Below are 16,308 nucleotides of genomic sequence, written 5' to 3' on the forward strand. Positions count from 1 at the left end.
GAGGCGATTTTTTTGCTTATTTCAAAGGCATCCGATTTTCATCGAACGTAAACCCTTCGCCTCCGACTTCATACACGTGATGGAACGTGACGAACGCATGCGGGTCGATTTGTTTGACGATTGTCTTCAAACGGTTCACTTCGTTACGGCCGACGACGACATATAAGACCTCGAGTTCTCGGTTCGAATAACCGCCTTTCGCGAGCAGTCGGGTCGTGCCGCGGTTCATCGTCGCATGAATACCGTCGGCGATAGCAGTGCGGTGGTCACTGATGATCATCGCCGCTTTACCGGCATACGTTCCTTCTTGCATCGAGTCGATGACGCGTGCCCCGATATAGACGGCGAGAAGCGTGTACATCGCCTCACGAATGTCGAGGTATGTCAAACTGAGGACGATGACAAAGAAGTCAAAGATGAGAAACGTCTTCCCAATCGACCATCCGAAATAGCGTTGTACGAGTCGTGCGATGATATCGACGCCGCCCGTCGTCCCGCCATTGTTGAAGATGATGCCAAGACCGACCCCGATGAAGAGCCCGGCGAACAGACTTGCGAGCACCATGTCATCTGTCAAGTTGATGACGAGCGTCGAATACTTGGCGATGAGTGCGTACCAAAGTGAAAAGGAAAACGTCCCGATGAGCGTATAGATGAAGGTCGTGCGACCTAACAACTTGTAACTCATGAAAAAGAGCGGGATGTTTAGTACCAAGTTCGTGACAGAAGGTGAGATATCAAATAGTCCGCGGAGAATCAATGTGATCCCGGTGAACCCACCCTCGGCCAAATTATTTTGGACGTTGAAGTGATAAACGCCGAATGCAAAAATAAAAGAACCTATTAAGATAAAAATAATATTTCGAACACGAATCGGTAATTGTACCGTCATCAGGTTCACCTCCCCTTAGATAGAGTACTCGAAAAACAGTTCGATTGACTACCCTGAACATATGACATTCAGAAACGAGTCGGCTATACTTTTCAAAGAAGAGGTGATGTAGATGAAAGTAGTAGCCATCGGGGCACATCCGGACGATATCGAAATCGGGATCGCCGGCATGACCGCCCAATGGACGAAAGAGAAGACTGAGGTCGTATACGTCGATTTGACGAGAGCGGAACTTTCTTCAAATGGTGATGTAGAAACGAGACGACAGGAGGCAAGTGCGGCTGATGACGTGCTTGGTGTCCGTCGAATCAATCTAGGATTTAAAGACCGTGGGATTGACGGGGGAGAAGAGCAGCTCGAGGCAATCGTCTCCTTGATTCGCCGTGAACGCCCAACCCACTTGCTCTATCCATATGAGGTCGACCGCCATCCGGACCATGCGGCCTGCGCCCATCTCGTGACAGAGGCGCTGTTTAATGCCGGGATCCGAAAGTACTTACCCGAACTCGAGGCATATCGTCCGGAAAGTGTGTACCAATATATGATCAATGCTCACGTCGAACCGGATGTGTGCGTGGATATTAGTGACACGATCGAAGTGAAGACACGGGCGCTTCAATGTTACGCGAGTCAGTTCACCCCCGTCGATGGGGTGAAGACACCGCTCACCGATGCGTACGTGGAACGGGTCATCGCCCGTGAACGCCATTTTGGGAGCTTGATTGGCGTCGCTTATGCGGAAGGCTTGAAGCGCGTTCGACCGTATGTCGTAAAACAGGCAGGTGAGCTCGCATGACATATCGGATTGGGATTCTGTGTTATCCATCGGTCGGAGGCTCTGGGATATTGGCGACAGAGCTCGGCATGAAGCTTGCGGACCGAGGACATGACGTTCATTTCATTACGAGCAGCATGCCGTTTCGTTTGAACGCCTATCACCCGAATATCACGTTCCATCAAGTCGAAATCAATCAATATTCGGTCTTTCGGTATCCGCCGTACGACATGACGCTCTCAGCGAAAATCGCGAGCGTCATCCAATCGTTCGGGCTTGATGTCATCCATGCACACTATGCCGTACCGCATGCCGTTTGTGCCGCGCTTGGTCGCGAGATGGCGGGAGTGAAGACTCCGATCGTGTCGACGTTACACGGGACCGATATTACCGTGCTCGGTGAGGACGAGGAACTGAAACCGGCCATTCTATACGGGCTGCGTCAATCGAACGCGATCACGGCGGTCTCTCATAGTTTGAAACGGGAGACAGAAGAGCGGATTGCCAGTGATTTGCCGATCCAAGTCATCCATAACTTCATCGATGAATCGGTGTATACGCCTCAATTCGACCCGACACTCCGGGAACGGTACGGCTTGTCGGATGAGGACCGGGTCGCCATCCACATTTCAAACTTCCGTCCTGTCAAACGCGTCGACCTCGTCCTGGAGGCGTTCGATCAGATGGATGTGACGAATAAGAAACTATTGCTCGTCGGAGATGGTCCGCTCATGGGTGCGATGCGTCGACTCGTGACGGAGATGGGGCTTGAAGAGCAAGTCATCTTTGCCGGGAAACAAGAACAAGTCGCCGCACTTCTTGCAATCAGCGACGTTCACGTCCTGTTATCAGACAAGGAGGCGTTCGGTCTCGTGGCGCTCGAGGCGATGGCGACGGGTGTGCCCTCTGTCGTGAGCGATGCGGGTGGGCTGCCGGAAGTGATCACGGACGGTGAGGACGGTTTCGTCGTTCCTAAAGGGGATGCGAGCCAGGCCGCCTCTGCGATGGAGCGGCTCTTGACCGATCGTGAGCTTCGAGAACGGTTCCGACAAAACGGATTGGTGAAATCTCGGCGCTTCGCCTCACAAGATATCGTGACCGAATATGAACGCTTGTATGAACAGGTGGTGACATCATGACGGAATGGGAATACGCAAAACAAATCATCGACACGATCGAACAGCATGGTGGCGAGGCGTATATCGTCGGTGGTGCTGTTCGGGATTATGTGCTCGGGAGTCTGCCCGATGATATCGATTTGGCGACGTCCCTCTTCCCGGAAGAGGTGATGGCGCTGTTCCCGAAGTCGGTTCCGACCGGTATCGAACATGGGACCGTCACGGTCATTATTGACCACCATCCGTTCGAAGTGACGACGTTCCGTTCGGAAGGATCGTATTCGGATTCGAGACGACCGGACCATGTCGCACTCGGGGTATCGCTTGAAGAGGATTTATTACGAAGGGACTTCACGATGAACGCGATGGCGTTCCATGATGGACGAGTGGTCGATTTATTCGGTGGTCAACATGATTTAGAAGAACGAATCATCCGAACAGTCGGCAGTCCGTTTGAACGATTCGGAGAGGACGCGCTACGCATCATGCGCGCGCTTCGCTTCATGTCACAGCTCGACTTCGCCTTACATGACGAGTTGCGGGAAGCGGCGAGCGGGCTCGGTCATAAGCTCGAACAGATTGCGATGGAGCGTATCGCAATCGAATTTGAGAAACTGTTGACGGGACCTGCGTACAAGAAAGCACTAGGTGAGATGGTCGAGCTCGGCATTCATCGTCATTTACCGAACGTGACGACCGAACTGATGCAGCGTGTCCAAGAGGACGCTCGGACCCCTGTGAACGCGGTCAGCGGGTGGGCACTCTTTCTCTATCATGCACAGGATGACAGCTGGCTATCGCCATGGAAACGGTCGAACGCCATCAAACGAGAGGCACGTACGCTTGCACAGCTCTGTGAGACGGGGCTTGACCGGATGACGATTTATGCGACGGATGAACAGACGCTCTCCACTTATTTCCGAATGAACGGGGAGAGAGACCGAAGCCGTGAACTGAAACAGTCGCTCCCGATGACTTCAAGGAAAGAGTTAAAGTTTAACGGCCGGGACGCCTTAGCGCTCGGGGCACGAGGGGAAGCGATCAAGCATCTGTTAGCCGACCTCGAGCGACGCGTCATCTTAAACGAGTTACCGAACCATGAGACAGTATTGAAAGAGGAGGCGAAACGATGGCTTCAACGCGCGGGCGTGTTCTGACGCTATTACAAGATGGTGAAGTATGGAGTGGCCAAGAGTTGGCCCGTCAATTAAATATTTCACGTACCGCTATTTGGAAACATATCGAAACGCTTAAGCAAGACGGTTATGCGATTCATACGATCCCAAGAAAAGGATACCAATTGCTTGAGCAAAGTGACCGATTCGATGAACCGGCGTTTGCGTCATATCGGAAGGGACGGTTCGGTCAAATCGTCCATGCGTTTGACCAAATCGACACGACACAACGAATCGCCCATGAGCTGGCTCAACAACACGTGCCAGAGGGGACGCTCGTCATGAGCGAGGAACAGACGGCCGGTCGCGGACAACTCGGTCGCAATTGGTACAATCCGAAGCACGTCAATATCGCGTCAAGTGTGATTTTAAGGCCGGAGTTGCCCATTCGCGACGCATCAAAGCTTACCTTGATGGCGGCGAGTGCGTTTGCGAAAGCGTTGAATGCACGTGACCTTGACGTGACCATCAAATGGCCAAACGATTTACTGCTAAATGGCAAGAAAATCGGAGGCATTCTGACAGAAATGCAAACGGAAGGTGACCGCATCCAAGCCGTCATTTTAGGGTTTGGAATGAATGTCAACGGCGATGACATTCCGACGGAGTTGGCGCACCGGGCGACCTCCCTGTATTTAGAGACCGGGACGCGGTATCATCGCAGTGAGTTATTGGCAGAACTGTTGGCAGAACTCGAGACCGAATACGATCGGTTCCTTGACGTGGGATTTGCGCCCGTTCGCTTGAACTGGATGAAACATGCCGCCTATTTAAATGAGTCGGTCACCTTGAGTGGGTCCCGGACGTCGCGAACAGGTGTCATGCGTGGCATCTCGGACGAGGGGGCGTTGCTACTCGAAGTGGATGGAACGGTCGAACCGGTCTATTCTGCTGAGATTGCAGTGTGGAATGATTGATGAAAGCGAGACCATCGACTATACTTAATGTGTCGGACGCTATCAATTCTTGAAGTGTACCGCGCTTGCAGACTGTCACATTCAGTTGTCTGCCTTGATCATTATGACAGGGACAGAAGGACACTAACTCATGAAAACCATGAATTTGTTTTTCGTGCGCCTTCTTGCCATCTGTGTAAGAAGGCGTTTATTCTTTCCTGTCTCCACGTTTAGGAGGAGAAACAGATGCACACGATGACTACATTGTTAAAAAAAATGAACGAGCAAGAAAAGCTCGTCATGTTGACGGCATATGATTATCCGTCAGCCAAACTTGCCGAATCGGCCGGTGTCGATTTGATCTTAGTAGGTGATTCACTTGGGATGGTCGTACTTGGTTATGATTCGACGATTCCGGTGACGATGGAGGACATGCTCCATCATTCGAAAGCGGTACGCCGCGGAGCACAAAATACGTTCGTTGTGGTAGATATGCCGTTTGCGTCATATCACGGAGACTTCGATCGGACGTTACAGGCAGCATCGCGTTTATTCCAAGAAGGCCGTGCGGATGCCATCAAACTAGAAGGGGCCGGTGACGTGCTTCATACGATTGACCGCTTGACACAAGTCGGCATGCCATGTGTCGCCCATCTAGGGTTGACCCCTCAATCGGTTGGCGTCCTAGAAGGATATAAAGTACAAGGGAAGTCCCTAGAGGCTGCCGAGACACTCCTTCAAGATAGCTTGGCTGCGGAACGTGCTGGCGCGAAGATGCTCGTCCTTGAGTGTGTCCCTCACCAATTGGCAAAACGGATCGCAGAAGAATTGACGATTCCTGTCATCGGAATCGGTGCAGGTGCAGATGTCGACGGCCAAGTGCTCGTCTATCATGACGTATTGAAATATGGGGTGGACCGTCTCCCTAAATTTGTCCAAGCGTATGCAGACGTGAATGAAGTGGCGACGGATGCTATCCGTTCTTATGTCGAAGAGACGAAGAACGGTCACTTCCCGTTAGAACGCCATACGTTCACAATGGATGAGTCGTTACTTGACTCATTGTATGGAGGAAAAGGATGAAGATTGTATCGACCGTCGAAGAATTACGTATTGCGTTACCTACGAACCAAACGATTGGCTTCGTGCCGACGATGGGATATTTGCATGAAGGACATATGAGCCTCGTTGAAAACGCGCGACGGGAAAATGACGTCGTTGTCATGAGTATTTTTGTCAATCCGACACAGTTCGGACCGAATGAAGACCTCGACCGTTACCCCCGCGACTTTGAACGGGATGAGAAGTTGGCACGTGATGCGGGAGTCGATGTCTTGTTCTATCCGACGACGGAGACGATGTATCCACTTGACATGGCGCGTGTGACCGTCCGTCACGGGGCGGACGTATTATGTGGGGCGAGTCGTCCCGGTCATTTTGATGGTGTGTTGACAATCGTTTCAAAATTATTTAACCTTGTTCAACCGACACGCGCTTATTTCGGTCTGAAGGATGCTCAACAAGTGGCACTCATCGAAGGATACGTCCGAGATTATTTCGTTCCAGTCGAGATTCGACGCTGCCCGATTATTCGTGAGGAGACAGGACTAGCCAAATCTTCTCGAAACGTCTATTTGTCAGATGTCGAAACGGTAGAGGCGAGTCGGATTTTCAGCGCATTGACGATGGCGCGAGAGGCACTCGATACAGGTCAACAAGTTGATGAAGTAAAACGACAGCTGACTGAACGTTTGAACGAGATTCCGAACAGTCAAATCGATTACGTCGAGCTTGTCGATTACCCGACGCTCGGTACCGTCTCGAGCGACTCGACCGAACTCTTGTTAGCGGTGGCCATTCAGTTTGAACGGGCCCGATTGATTGATAATGTGATTTGGAAGAAGGGATGAATCCAATGATTCGTACATTTATGCACGCAAAGCTTCATAAAGCAACAGTGACAGAAGCAAACTTACACTACGTCGGTTCAATTACAATCGATGAGGATTTGATGGATGCGGTCGGTATCATGGAGAATGAACATGTACACATTACGAACAACCATAATGGTGCTCGCATCGAAACGTATGTCATCAAAGGGGAACGCGGTTCAGGCGTGATTTGTTTGAACGGAGCGGCAGCACGTCATTTCCAGGTCGGTGATGTTGTCATCATCATGGCTTACGGTCAAATGACAGCGGAAGAGGCAAAAACGCATCGTCCGAAAGTAGCTGTGTTGAACGAACAAAATGAGGTCGATCAACTTCTTTACGAAGAGATTGCTCATACAATTTTGTAAAGGATTCGGGGGTGTCGGCAGAGGCATCCCCGTTTTTTCGTTATTCGTTCTATGGTAAGATGAGACAGACAGAAAGCACGAGCGTGCCAAAGATGGGATGGATGTTATGGACACGTATGTGATTGTGGATTTAGAGACTACGGGTCATTCCGTTAAGTCCGGAGATGAATTGATTGAGTTTGCGGCGGTCGTCGTACAAGAGGGTGAAGTGATAGAGCGCTACAGCACCTTGATTCGACCGAGTCGACCAATCCCACCTTTTATTACGCAATTGACAACGATTAGTGACGAAGATGTAAGTGATGCACCTACATTTGAAGATGTGATTCCCGACATTTGGAAAATGCTAGATGGACGGGTGTTTGTCGCGCATAACGTCGCATTTGATTTAACTTTTTTAAATGAGAGTCTTGAACAAGCGGGTTATCTTGCGTTTCAAGGGAGAGCCATTGATACTGTCGAATTGGCTCGTATCTTGTATCCGACTTTAGAGAGCCATGCGTTAGAAGCGCTATCGGATACGTTTGACCTCGTACATACAGACGCACATCGGGCACTCAGTGACGCAGAGGCGACAGCCGAGCTCTTCATCCGGATGCTCGACCGTTTACGCGATTTACCGATGGTGACGCTGAAACGACTTCGAGAGTTATCTGAGTCATGGACGAGTCATATCGAACCGTTACTCGATGAGATGATCCTTGAGGTCGGGATTCGTCCAGACGACGAAACACGTTTTGATATCCACCGCAAAATTGCGTTAAGGCGACCGGTGGATGCCTTCGTCCCGACGACAGAACGTGAACCGTTCGAGCCGTTCCTTTTGCGGACGATCGAAGAGACACTCCCTTCACTGTTTGATCAGTTTGAACCGAGACAGAGTCAATTCGAAATGATGCGTCACGTCTATAAAGCGTTAGACGATGAGGAAACATTATTAGTCGAGGCGGGTACGGGAACGGGTAAGACGCTTGCGTACTTGATTCCGAGTGCACACCATGCCCTCGAGACGAAACGCCCGGTCGTCATTAGTACGCATACCATTCAATTGCAAGAACAGTTGTTAAATCGAGACTTACCTGTTCTTCGTCAGATTTTTCCTGAGATCGAATTCACGTTGTTGAAAGGGAGACGCAATTATATCGATTTGCGTAAGTTCGAGATGGTGCTCGACGAATCAAATGACGGTCTTTTAGCATCGATGTGTAAAGCGATGGTACTCGTCTGGCTCACAGAAACCGAGACCGGAGATTTAGAGGAACTCTCATTCCCGGGATCTGCGACACAAGGTCCTGCTTCGTTCAAGCGTTTGATTCAAGCAGATGCTTCTAATGATTTTGGTCGATTCGACCCATGGTATAGCCGTGACTTTTTCACGAAAGCCGTGTTGCGCTCGAAAGAAGCGGACCTGATTGTGACCAATCATGCTTTACTGTTCTCGGATTTACAGCATCAGGCAGGCATTTTACCGACGGACACACCTCTCGTATTAGACGAGGCTCATCAAGTCGAGGAAGTGGCCTCTCATCATTTCGGTGTGACATTTGATGCGATTCAATTTGACCGCCTCTTCAAATGGTTCGGCTACGGAGCAGATGGCAAATTCCATTCTCGCATCATTCAGCTAGCCGATTTGACATCCGTAACCGAAGAAGCGGAGGCATTCAGTCAACAAATTGATTCGGCTCTTGCAAGGGTCGAGGAAGAACTCGAAGATCTTCTGACTTCCCTTCAATCGTTAGGTAAGAAAAAAGAACCTCGACAAACGGTTCGTTTCGAACGGGAAGGGGCAACGTTTAGACCAATTCGAGAAGTGGCCAATCGACTCGAGGACAAACTGCGAACGTTGCGGACGTCACTCCGACACCTCCATCGACTGCTCGATGAACGTAAAGAACATATGACGTTCAAACAGCGCGCCCTTCTCGGTGATTTAAAAACGTTGATTGGAGACGTGCGCGAACTCGAGAGTGTCATCTATGAGACGATGCTGACGCGTGACGATGATGCGGTCAGCTGGGTCGAACTGAATTTAGGAAATCGGAAATTAACCTCGGTGTACACGCAACCCGTCGAAATCGGACCGCTGTTGCATGAACGTCTGTTTAAGAAGCGACCGACAATCTTAACATCAGCGACGATGACGGTCTCAGGGAAGTTCAGCTTTATGGAACGACGCCTCGGATTAGAAGGAGAACCGGTCCGAAGAGTCGTCTTACCGTCACCATTCAACTTCAAAGACCAGACCAAACTGTTTGTACCGTCGGACTTCCCATTGATCAATGAAGTGCCGCTTCCTCAGTTCGTCGACCAGACGGCCCAGTCGATTGTCCAAATTGCGAACGTGACGAAAGGGAGGATGCTCGTCTTGTTCACATCGAACGAATTGCTTCGACTCACTTACGAACAAGTCAAAGACCATCTTGACACGTCTTATACACTTCTCGCACAGGGTGTGAGCGGCGGCTCGCGTAGCCGCTTGACGAAACAGTTCAAACGGATGGAACAGTCGATTCTCTTTGGGACAGCAAGCTTTTGGGAAGGTGTCGATATTCCAGGGGAGGCGTTGACATGCCTTGTCATTGTAAGACTTCCCTTCGCACCGCCCGACCAGCCGATCATGCAAGCACGTTCTGAGAAAATTGAAGCGATGGGGAAATCACCATTCTTTGAGTTATCCCTGCCCCAAGCGGTCATTCGCTTCAAACAAGGTGTCGGTCGATTGATTCGATCGAAAGGGGATTATGGTGCCGTCTTCGTGTTCGACCGACGTGTGGAGACGACACGTTACGGCAAACAGTTCATCAACAGCTTGCCTAAAGTTGACCGGATTGAAGGAACGCTTGAAACGTCGTTATCCGAGTTAGAGTTGTTCTTAGATGAGAAGGAAAAGTCTGTGGCACGAAATGACAGATAACGCTAGGCATCACGATATTATCGTTTTATAATGATACGTATAGTGTTTTTGGAGGAGGAGTCAATATGAACTCGAATATTGAGACGCTGGCGAGCGTGCGCATCGAACCGACTGCGGACGTCTACAAAATTGTCGACTTATTGAATCGGACCTTAAAGAGTCAGGATTTAATGTTCGGTTTGTCACTTGAGAAGAAAGTGAATGATCCGAAGAAGGAAGAGATGGTCTTCACCATCTATCGTACAGAATGACCAGAAAGGCAAAATGGATCGTCTCATTACTGGCGGCACTGATTGGTGTCGTCCTTGTCTTTAGCGTGATGTATCGATTCACCATCGGTCATACAGAGAATCAAAAAGAAAAGCTCGTCGAAACGGCGATGGTACGATTGACTGAAGAATCTCCAGACGCGAGAGTGGGTCAGGGAGAACTGTTCAATGGGACAGAGGCATATGTCGTCTTCCCAGAAGTAGACGGGAAGTCCATTTGGTTTGTCCCATTGGATAAAAAGCTAGAGATCGAGCAACGAGAAATCGGTGAAGTGGACGCTACTGACGTCTGTTCGAAGTCAGTTGAGGAGACAGGCGGACAACTGGTCAGCTGTAAGGTTGGTTTTGACGAACGGGCACTCATCGAAGTGGTCACGAAAGCGGATGCGTCTTATACGTATTCGTACTATACGCTTCAGACCGGAGAATTTATTCGACGGGTCCAATTGACCGATCAAATGTAATGAATTAGAGGGGGATTATGATGGAACATCTATTAGCGAAACGTGTAAAACAACTCACACCATCGACTACCTTAGCGATTACAGCTAAGGCGAAGGCACTGAAAGCTTCAGGCAAAGATGTCATTGGTCTCGGCGCGGGTGAACCTGATTTCAACACACCAGAACGAATCATCGACGCTGCTTGTCAAGCCGCTCGAGATGGAGACACAAAATACACGCCATCTGGCGGGACAGTCGCGTTGAAAGATGCCATCATTGAAAAGACGAAACGCGATAGTGGATTGTCGTTCGAACGCAACGAGGTGATGGTTGCTTCAGGTGCGAAACATGCCCTATACGCTCTGTTCCAAGCTATTTTAGATGAAGGGGACGAAGTGATTGTCCCAGCCCCATACTGGGTCAGTTACCCGGAACAAATCAAATTGGCGGACGGAGAACCTGTCTTGGTCGACACGAATGAAGAGACGTCATTTAAATTGACGCCGACTCAACTGGAGAATGCAATTACAGCTCGTACAAAGGCCGTCATCTTGAACAGCCCATCTAATCCGACGGGAATGATTTATACGAAAGAGGAGCTACAGGCACTCGCCGATGTCGTTCTTCGACACAATCTTCTCGTCGTTAGCGATGAAATTTATGAAAAATTGATTTACGGTGATGCATCGTTCGTATCGATTGCGACCCTTCCGAATATGCGTGAACGAACGATCATCATCAATGGGGTCTCGAAATCTCACGCGATGACAGGTTGGCGAATCGGATATGCCGTTGGTGATGCAAAAATCATCGGCGCGATGACGAATCTGGCCTCACACTCGACATCAAACCCGACATCTGTCGCACAGGCGGCTGCGGTAGAAGCGTACAATGGACCACAAGAAGATGTGGAAATGATGCGTCAATCGTTCGAGGAACGACTTGAAATCGTCTACGACCGTCTCGTCAAAATCCCTGGCATCACTTGTTTGAAGCCACAAGGTGCATTTTACTTATATGCCAACGCGAAGGTCGCGGCCACAGAAAGTGGCTATGACACCGTCGATGCTTGGTGTGAAGCTGTTCTTGAAGAAGCAAACGTGGCACTTGTGCCTGGTTCGGGCTTCGGACAAGACGATTACGTACGATTATCCTATGCAACTGAATTAAAACGCGTATTAGAAGCGCTCGATCGAGTAGAAGAATTCGTTACGGAGCACGCTCGATAAGCGAAAGGATGGAAAAGAATATGACAACTATTTCGATTAACCAATTTAAAGATTATGAAGGCCAATCGGTCCGTGTAGGGGCCTGGATTGCCAATAAACGTTCAAGTGGTAAGATTGCTTTCCTTCAATTACGTGATGGAAGCGGTTTTGCTCAAGCAGTCGTTGTAAAAGCTGACGTGGCGGAAGAGTTATTTACGTTAGCCAAAGGGATTACTCAAGAAACTTCGGTTTGGGTCACAGGGAATGTCAAATCTGATGGCGGACGTACACCACTCGGATTTGAATTGGAAGTGACAGATTTAGAAGTGATTGCGGAATCGATTGATTATCCAATCACACCGAAAGAACACGGAACGGAATTCTTGATGGACAACCGTCACTTATGGCTCCGTTCACGTCGCCAACACGCGATTATGAAAGTTCGTAACGAAATCATTCGTGCGACATATGAATTCTTCAACAAAGAAGGATTTGTCAAAATCGATCCGCCAATCCTTACGAGCAGTGCTCCGGAAGGGACGACAGAATTGTTCGAAACAGATTATTTCGGTCAATCAGCCTACCTTTCTCAGACGGGTCAATTGTATATGGAAGCAGCGGCGATGGCCCTAGGAAAAGTATTCTCGTTCGGTCCAACGTTCCGTGCGGAGAAATCAAAAACACGTCGCCACTTGATTGAGTTCTGGATGATTGAGCCGGAGATGGCATTCGTCGATCATGACATGAACCTTGAGATTCAAGAGCAATACGTCTCATACATTGCACAGGCAGCACTTGCGAACTGTAAAAATGAACTGGAACTGCTTGGACGTGACCTTGAGAAATTGGCACAAGTACAAGCGCCGTTCCCTCGTGTTCGTTACGAAGATGCCATCAAGTTCTTGAAGGCAGAAGGATTCGACGACATCGAATACGGTGATGATTTCGGTGCACCGCACGAGACGGCGATTGCCAACGCACATGATCAGCCGGTATTCATCACGCATTGGCCAAAAGAAATCAAACCGTTCTACATGAAAGTAGACCCTGAGAATCCAGAACTTGTTCTGTGTGCGGACTTGATTGCACCAGAAGGATATGGTGAAATCATCGGGGGATCTCAACGTGAGGACGACTACGATCGTTTAAAAGAAGAGATCATCAAGGAAGGTCTCGACGAAACGGATGCGTATGATTGGTACCTTGAACTTCGTCAATACGGTTCGGTCCCACACTCTGGTTTCGGACTTGGTCTCGAGCGTACGGTCGCATGGATCAGTGGAATCGAGCACATCCGTGAAGCGATTCCGTTCCCACGTCTTTTAAACCGAATTCACCCTTAACGATTAATCGGGGAAGACACCATGTCCTCCCCGATTAATGTGTCTTAGAAAGGAAGTGCGACATGGATGCACATCAATTGATTCAATTATTCGAGCAAAGTCCGGTCGTCATTCCACGAAAGCTGTTCACCGATGCGAGACGCCTCGATTTGTCACCCGTCGAGTTCAGTCTGATCGTCCATCTTCTAGAAATGACTGGAGAAGGCATCGTCATGCCGCTCCCGAGTGAGCTAGGGAAACGATTGAATGTTTCAGAGAATGAGGCGCGCTCAGTGCTACTTGGTCTGTTGCAAAAAGAGTTGATCGCGATTGACGCTTCAAGTGATGGCGAGCGATATAGCCTATTGCCACTTTTCGAAGCGTTACAAGGGGAAGAGAAAGTTGCGCCACAGCAGACACTGAATGAGAATATCATTCATACGTTTGAGAGGGAATTTGGAACGATCACCCCGTTCGAGATTGAACAAATTGTCGGCTGGATGACGGAAGATGGCTTCAGCGAAGAACTCATCATGGCCGCACTTCGTGAAGCGAAACTTCGAAACGTGCGAAACTTCAAATACATGGACAAAATCCTGCGCGTTTGGCAAGACCATCATGTCGAATCGCTCGAGGATGTCGTGGAATATCAACGGAGGAATAAGTGATGTTGACGCGAGCACAATTACAGGAAGTGTCAGATACGATGAAGCAGATGTTCCCAGACGCTCATTGCGAGTTGACGCATCAAAATCCCTTTGAATTGGTCGTCGCGGTCGCGCTCTCCGCACAAGCGACGGATGCGCTCGTCAACAAGGTGACACCAGGATTGTTTGAAGCGTTTCCGTCTGTCGAGGCGATGGCTGCGGCTGACGTGTCTGAGATTGAGGCATTGATTAAACGGATTGGTCTGTACCGTAACAAAGCGAAGAATGTAAAAGCACTCTCAGAAAAAATTGTGAACGAGCATGGGGGGATTGTCCCTTCTGACCGAGCATCGTTAGAGGCGCTCCCCGGAGTCGGTCGTAAAACAGCAAACGTCGTCCTTTCTGTTGCATTCCATGAACCGGCGTTTGCGGTTGACACACATGTGGAACGAGTATCCAAGCGTCTCGGTATTTGTCGCTGGAAAGACAATGTTCGACAAGTCGAGGATACATTAATGAAAAAGTTTCCACGCGAGGAATGGTCACAACTTCATCATCAATTCATCTTCTTCGGACGATATCATTGCAAGGCACAACGCCCAGGCTGTGAGGCATGCCCACTGTTGCATATGTGCCGTGAAGGAAAGAAACGAATGAAGTCACAGAAAGTCACCACATAAAAAACGCATCGACACGCAATGTGTCGATGCGTCAGACTGTAGACAAAGTATAGGTTTAATGTCTTTTATATGCCCAACCCGGACACGGCTCGCTTTCCTAGGGGCAAGCAGGGAGCCGCATCGCGACTGCGTCACTGCTGGGTCTCCCTTTGCTTGCTATTCCCTCAGGAGTCTCGCCTGCCCGTTCTTGGTCACCTTTTGTCCTTCATTCCATATAATGGTGTGAGAAGAACACACAGGGGCGGATCTGATGATCAACAAGTCGACACGATTCATCCTTCACGGTCTGACGAACGGAACGGATGTTGAACGGCGGGCCGGGGCGGATGATCTCGGGATTGATGGCGGGCGGGCTCGGCGTTTACCTTCCCTTTCCCCTGATACATCGATTCGAAGTAAGTATCGAGTTTTTTCTTCGGCCGTCTTGGTCTTAGAAAAAGACAAACGGCCGCCAGATGACGACCGTTTGCGTTGCTCGTCCGACGGCGCCCCGACTCCTACAGGAAAGCAATCCGACGGAGACCCAGCAGCGACCTAGGTCGCGATGCGGCTCCGGGATTGCCTGAGGAAAGCGTGGGCGCCGGACAGGCGAGCGATAAGATTCATGTTAGTCAACAAGCTGACGCATCGACACGCAATGTGTCGATGCGTTTTTGCTTAATGATTCCAAGGATGGTCGCTCCATTCGCGACGTTTTTTCGTGATTGGCACTTTTTTGAAGCCCCAGTTTCGGAAATCTTGGTCCGGACTTTCTTTACGGATGTAAATTTTGTCCTTAATGGCTTTAAAGATTCGGTTCTCGTCCCCATAATGGACGAACCGTGGTTTCACTTCAATCACGCCACGACGAACGCGAGAAAGTGGCAGACAGACGAGGTCAGCGATTTCTAAGCCAGATTGATACATCGTGTTCTGCTTCTCAGAGAAGATGAAGCCTTTAATTTTTTGACGGCTCTTTTCGACGTCTAAATGAACGGTACCTGAGTTGAAAATATCAAAGAATGCTTTTTGAATCAGTAAGTTCTGATAATCGTCTCGGGATTCCAGGACGACACGGGCACTTACTGCCTCTGTTTCTTCTAAAAACGCATAGAATGACTTCATCAGGTGAGCGAATGCGACGACATACGGATCTTTTGGCGTCGAATAAAAGTCATGAAGCTTTTGTTTATCGACCTCGACACTGACGATTGTACAGTCGATTCCTCGCAAAAATTCAGGGAGTTTATCCCAAAAGTCGCGCAACATATCAATCGTGATCCCATCTTCTTTTCCGTAAGGATGTTCCGCTTTTAAAATTTCTTTTAAATGAAGTGGGATATGCTCCGTTTTGAACACATCTCGTTTGAACGCCTGAAGACGTCGTTTCAATTCACACGGTAATCCAGTCTCGTCTGCATCGATTGAATACTTATATTCCATCAGCACGCCAGTCAAGTTAAATTGCGTATTTCCCTTCGGTGTGCCTGTTTCGTCGACGAACATGACATACTTCTTTCCACTTTCCATCCAATCCCTCCAAAACGGCTTAACAGTAACGTCTTTAAGCACCCTATTTTATTTCCAAATGATAATTTGGTCAATCTATTGCACAGATATTGCACATTTTTTTTAGAATGACATCAATGAGGTTTATCGGTGTGTCATCTTGGATAAACAGTAGAAGT

At 49.3% G+C, this 16,308-nt stretch carries 17 protein-coding genes; 15 read left to right on the top strand and 2 right to left on the bottom strand.

Going from position 1 to position 16,308, the window contains the following annotated elements; all coding sequences use genetic code 11:
* Positions 1-16: 16 nt before the first annotated feature.
* On the bottom strand, positions 17-892 hold the full coding sequence (locus KNO65_RS07940; RefSeq protein WP_214783037.1) for a YitT family protein: 876 nt from the start codon (positions 890-892) through the stop codon (positions 17-19).
* 112 nt (positions 893-1,004) lie between these two features.
* Here KNO65_RS07940 and bshB1 point away from each other — a divergent pair, with 112 nt between their 5' ends.
* The 15 genes from bshB1 to KNO65_RS08015 all read left to right on the top strand — a co-directional run bounded on the left by bshB1 (position 1,005) and on the right by KNO65_RS08015 (position 15,179).
* Complete coding sequence (bshB1, locus tag KNO65_RS07945) at positions 1,005-1,688, top strand: bacillithiol biosynthesis deacetylase BshB1 (protein WP_015881484.1); 684 nt, start codon at positions 1,005-1,007, stop codon at positions 1,686-1,688.
* Complete coding sequence (gene bshA, locus KNO65_RS07950) at positions 1,685-2,806, top strand: N-acetyl-alpha-D-glucosaminyl L-malate synthase BshA (RefSeq protein WP_214783040.1); 1,122 nt, start codon at positions 1,685-1,687, stop codon at positions 2,804-2,806. Before bshB1 ends, bshA begins: the two co-directional genes overlap by 4 nt.
* On the top strand, positions 2,803-3,942 hold the full coding sequence (locus tag KNO65_RS07955; protein ID WP_214783043.1) for a CCA tRNA nucleotidyltransferase: 1,140 nt from the start codon (positions 2,803-2,805) through the stop codon (positions 3,940-3,942). Before bshA ends, KNO65_RS07955 begins: the two co-directional genes overlap by 4 nt.
* Positions 3,915-4,877, top strand: coding sequence for a biotin--[acetyl-CoA-carboxylase] ligase (locus KNO65_RS07960; RefSeq protein ID WP_214783046.1), 963 nt, complete (start codon positions 3,915-3,917; stop codon positions 4,875-4,877). Before KNO65_RS07955 ends, KNO65_RS07960 begins: the two co-directional genes overlap by 28 nt.
* 225 nt (positions 4,878-5,102) lie before the next feature.
* Complete coding sequence (panB, locus tag KNO65_RS07965; RefSeq protein ID WP_196430578.1) at positions 5,103-5,939, top strand: 3-methyl-2-oxobutanoate hydroxymethyltransferase; 837 nt, start codon at positions 5,103-5,105, stop codon at positions 5,937-5,939.
* Complete coding sequence (gene panC / locus KNO65_RS07970; RefSeq protein ID WP_214783049.1) at positions 5,936-6,766, top strand: pantoate--beta-alanine ligase; 831 nt, start codon at positions 5,936-5,938, stop codon at positions 6,764-6,766. Before panB ends, panC begins: the two co-directional genes overlap by 4 nt.
* A 5-nt stretch (positions 6,767-6,771) precedes the next feature.
* The gene (gene panD, locus KNO65_RS07975; protein ID WP_015881490.1) at positions 6,772-7,155 is read left to right on the top strand and encodes an aspartate 1-decarboxylase; all 384 of its coding nucleotides are present in this window, start codon (positions 6,772-6,774) and stop codon (positions 7,153-7,155) included.
* A 106-nt stretch (positions 7,156-7,261) separates the two neighbouring features.
* Positions 7,262-10,072, top strand: a complete 2,811-nt coding sequence (dinG, locus tag KNO65_RS07980) for an ATP-dependent DNA helicase DinG (RefSeq protein WP_214783052.1) — start codon at positions 7,262-7,264, stop codon at positions 10,070-10,072.
* A gap of 65 nt (positions 10,073-10,137) precedes the next feature.
* A complete protein-coding gene (locus KNO65_RS07985) occupies positions 10,138-10,323 on the top strand; it encodes a YpmA family protein (protein WP_015881492.1) in 186 nt (61 codons plus the stop codon).
* Positions 10,320-10,805: a hypothetical protein gene (locus KNO65_RS07990; protein WP_074037168.1), complete on the top strand. Its 486-nt coding sequence runs from the start codon at positions 10,320-10,322 to the stop codon at positions 10,803-10,805. Before KNO65_RS07985 ends, KNO65_RS07990 begins: the two co-directional genes overlap by 4 nt.
* A gap of 20 nt (positions 10,806-10,825) precedes the next feature.
* Entirely contained in the window at positions 10,826-12,013 is a 1,188-nt protein-coding gene (locus tag KNO65_RS07995; RefSeq protein ID WP_074037167.1) for a pyridoxal phosphate-dependent aminotransferase, read from the top strand.
* 20 nt (positions 12,014-12,033) lie between these two features.
* Positions 12,034-13,335 (top strand): asparagine--tRNA ligase, encoded by a 1,302-nt coding sequence (gene asnS / locus KNO65_RS08000; RefSeq protein WP_159562147.1) that lies wholly within the window; start codon positions 12,034-12,036, stop codon positions 13,333-13,335.
* A 62-nt stretch (positions 13,336-13,397) separates the two neighbouring features.
* Positions 13,398-13,982 (top strand): DnaD domain-containing protein, encoded by a 585-nt coding sequence (locus tag KNO65_RS08005; RefSeq protein WP_015881496.1) that lies wholly within the window; start codon positions 13,398-13,400, stop codon positions 13,980-13,982.
* Positions 13,982-14,641 (top strand): endonuclease III, encoded by a 660-nt coding sequence (gene nth, locus KNO65_RS08010; protein WP_214783055.1) that lies wholly within the window; start codon positions 13,982-13,984, stop codon positions 14,639-14,641. The genes KNO65_RS08005 and nth overlap by 1 nt, the downstream gene beginning before the upstream one ends.
* 250 nt (positions 14,642-14,891) lie before the next feature.
* Positions 14,892-15,179, top strand: a complete 288-nt coding sequence (locus KNO65_RS08015; protein WP_214783058.1) for a hypothetical protein — start codon at positions 14,892-14,894, stop codon at positions 15,177-15,179.
* Between the two features lie 119 nt (positions 15,180-15,298).
* Here the strand turns inward: KNO65_RS08015 and KNO65_RS08020 are convergent, their stop codons facing one another.
* Positions 15,299-16,150: a DUF3800 domain-containing protein gene (locus KNO65_RS08020; protein WP_035387865.1), complete on the bottom strand. Its 852-nt coding sequence runs from the start codon at positions 16,148-16,150 to the stop codon at positions 15,299-15,301.
* Between the last annotated feature and the right edge of the window lie 158 nt (positions 16,151-16,308).

Source organism: Exiguobacterium sp. S3, from assembly GCF_018617295.1.
GTDB lineage: Bacteria > Bacillota > Bacilli > Exiguobacteriales > Exiguobacteriaceae > Exiguobacterium > Exiguobacterium profundum.

Excerpts from the sequence above, each read along its gene's own strand:
- KNO65_RS07940 (WP_214783037.1), bottom strand. The coding sequence starts at position 892 with ATGACGGTACAATTACCGATTCGTGTTCGAAATATTATTTTTATCTTA.
- bshB1 (WP_015881484.1), top strand. The coding sequence starts at position 1,005 with ATGAAAGTAGTAGCCATCGGGGCACATCCGGACGATATCGAAATCGGG.
- bshA (WP_214783040.1), top strand. The coding sequence starts at position 1,685 with ATGACATATCGGATTGGGATTCTGTGTTATCCATCGGTCGGAGGCTCT.
- KNO65_RS07955 (WP_214783043.1), top strand. The coding sequence starts at position 2,803 with ATGACGGAATGGGAATACGCAAAACAAATCATCGACACGATCGAACAG.
- KNO65_RS07960 (WP_214783046.1), top strand. The coding sequence starts at position 3,915 with ATGGCTTCAACGCGCGGGCGTGTTCTGACGCTATTACAAGATGGTGAA.
- panB (WP_196430578.1), top strand. The coding sequence starts at position 5,103 with ATGCACACGATGACTACATTGTTAAAAAAAATGAACGAGCAAGAAAAG.
- panC (WP_214783049.1), top strand. The coding sequence starts at position 5,936 with ATGAAGATTGTATCGACCGTCGAAGAATTACGTATTGCGTTACCTACG.
- panD (WP_015881490.1), top strand. The coding sequence starts at position 6,772 with ATGATTCGTACATTTATGCACGCAAAGCTTCATAAAGCAACAGTGACA.
- dinG (WP_214783052.1), top strand. The coding sequence starts at position 7,262 with ATGGACACGTATGTGATTGTGGATTTAGAGACTACGGGTCATTCCGTT.
- KNO65_RS07985 (WP_015881492.1), top strand. The coding sequence starts at position 10,138 with ATGAACTCGAATATTGAGACGCTGGCGAGCGTGCGCATCGAACCGACT.
- KNO65_RS07990 (WP_074037168.1), top strand. The coding sequence starts at position 10,320 with ATGACCAGAAAGGCAAAATGGATCGTCTCATTACTGGCGGCACTGATT.
- KNO65_RS07995 (WP_074037167.1), top strand. The coding sequence starts at position 10,826 with ATGGAACATCTATTAGCGAAACGTGTAAAACAACTCACACCATCGACT.
- asnS (WP_159562147.1), top strand. The coding sequence starts at position 12,034 with ATGACAACTATTTCGATTAACCAATTTAAAGATTATGAAGGCCAATCG.
- KNO65_RS08005 (WP_015881496.1), top strand. The coding sequence starts at position 13,398 with ATGGATGCACATCAATTGATTCAATTATTCGAGCAAAGTCCGGTCGTC.
- nth (WP_214783055.1), top strand. The coding sequence starts at position 13,982 with ATGTTGACGCGAGCACAATTACAGGAAGTGTCAGATACGATGAAGCAG.
- KNO65_RS08015 (WP_214783058.1), top strand. The coding sequence starts at position 14,892 with ATGATCAACAAGTCGACACGATTCATCCTTCACGGTCTGACGAACGGA.
- KNO65_RS08020 (WP_035387865.1), bottom strand. The coding sequence starts at position 16,150 with ATGGAAAGTGGAAAGAAGTATGTCATGTTCGTCGACGAAACAGGCACA.